General features: G+C 53.4%; 1 protein-coding gene. It reads right to left on the bottom strand.

Annotated elements, in window-relative coordinates:
- Positions 1 to 130: 130 nt before the first annotated feature.
- Positions 131 to 1,360, bottom strand: a complete 1,230-nt coding sequence (locus ACEW8P_RS09045) for a GDSL-type esterase/lipase family protein (RefSeq protein WP_373512761.1) — start codon at positions 1,358 to 1,360, stop codon at positions 131 to 133.
- Positions 1,361 to 1,586 lie beyond the last annotated feature (226 nt).

Raw genomic sequence — 1,586 nt, 5'->3', positions numbered from 1 at the left:
GAGGCCAGTTCTTCCTCGGGATCGTCGCCGGGGCCAAAGCCCGGTACGTCCTGCATGGCCGACGCCGTGAGGAGCAGGACGCAGGGAAGGAGAATAAATTTGCGCATTCGTATCAAAGTATTTTTCATCATTATTTCAAAGGAGTGAGCTCATAAGTACGCGGCGTCGGCATTCGGTTCAGAGCGATCTGCCCTTCCAGCCAGGTGACGATCAACCCCAGTTCTTTTAAACCCTCCGCGTGTCGTCCTTGCTCGTAGGCCCGAAACCCGACGATGTACGTGCGGTTGTGGGGACGGTATTGGTGAAAAAAAATGTCGTTCTTTTTCTGAATGAGGTTACGCAGTCGATCGGCCTGGCTAAATGACGGCCCTTGCCGGATGTTCACGCCTTCGGCCCACTGCTTTGCCGAAGCCGCCGCCACCAAAGTACCCTCGGCGGTGAGCGTATAGTAGCCTTTGTCCAATCCCGTAATACGAAGTACCTGACCGGAGGCGGAGGTACTTCCGTCGGAAGCAGAAAGTGGCAGGTACTTTTCATCCAGCGTAAACTTCAAAGCACCCGTCTTCTGATGGATTGCCGACAATCTGGCGTTGGGGGAAGAGGTACTTTTCCGGGCATAATCAAGCACAACTACCTCACTCCGTGCAGACAATCCCAGTCCTTTTTCCAACGCCGCCGCCAGGTGGTGGTACCCGGCTTCGTTCAGGTGAATGTCGTTGTCGGTGATGGTAATCTGCTTTTGAATTTCCAAAACAGGATTGAACACATCGACGTAGCGCGCCCCCCGCTCAGCCGCCACGGCAGCAATAGCCGTCGCGTAGCGCCCCAGCACATCGTTTCGCTGGGTAGTTTTTATGGAAGAAAGTACCGGAATTGGCGACAGCAGTACCGCTTTCGCGCCCAATTCCCCGATCTTATCCAGTAGTTTGTTCAAGCCCTCGGTAAAGCGGGGCAGGCCCGCCTCGCCTTCCTGCGCTTCCACGCCGCCGTAGGCCACAAAAACTACCGTCGGCTGCGCGTCGGTGAGTTGCTTCATCAGCAACTCGTAAGGCGTGGGCGGATTGGTGAAATAACTGCGGGCGTCACCAAAAACGTTGTCGCCCGACCAGCCCAGGTTGCGGAAAGTCACGTTGCGGCCGGGCCATCGGGTCGTGAGGACCAGTTCGAGGTAGCCGTGGGTCAGGTCATTCTCCATTAGAGAGTTACCCAGGAAAACCACCCGGTCGCCGTCTTTAAGGGTGAAGGGTTCGGCGGAGGATTTTGAAGTACTTGAAGGAGGGCTTTGCGCGAATGAAAATGTATACAGCAGCGTTAAGAAGCCTAACATTCCGTATCGTCTAACGGCCAATTTCTTATTCATGTATTTTTCAAGAATGGAAAGAACACTGACAAAAGACCGGGAGGGCTGGAATATTTGATTTTCAATGAAAATATTTCATAGCCACTCAGCTTAATGTTACTCCCTTCACTCAAAAAGCAGCGTAATCAACTCCGCTACACAAACGGGCTTTTCCGAGCCTTCCAACTCGAAGGTACATTTGGTGATAACCCGAAAGCCATCGGGTTTCTGCTCCGTCATTTCCTGC

Origin of the sequence: Persicitalea sp., from assembly GCF_041751555.1 — a bacterium.
GTDB lineage: Bacteria > Bacteroidota > Bacteroidia > Cytophagales > Spirosomataceae > Persicitalea.
This window is presented reverse-complemented; position numbering and strand designations above follow the sequence as displayed.

Coding starts and splice junctions, on each gene's coding strand:
- ACEW8P_RS09045 (WP_373512761.1), bottom strand. CDS start 1,360: ATGAATAAGAAATTGGCCGTTAGACGATACGGAATGTTAGGCTTCTTA.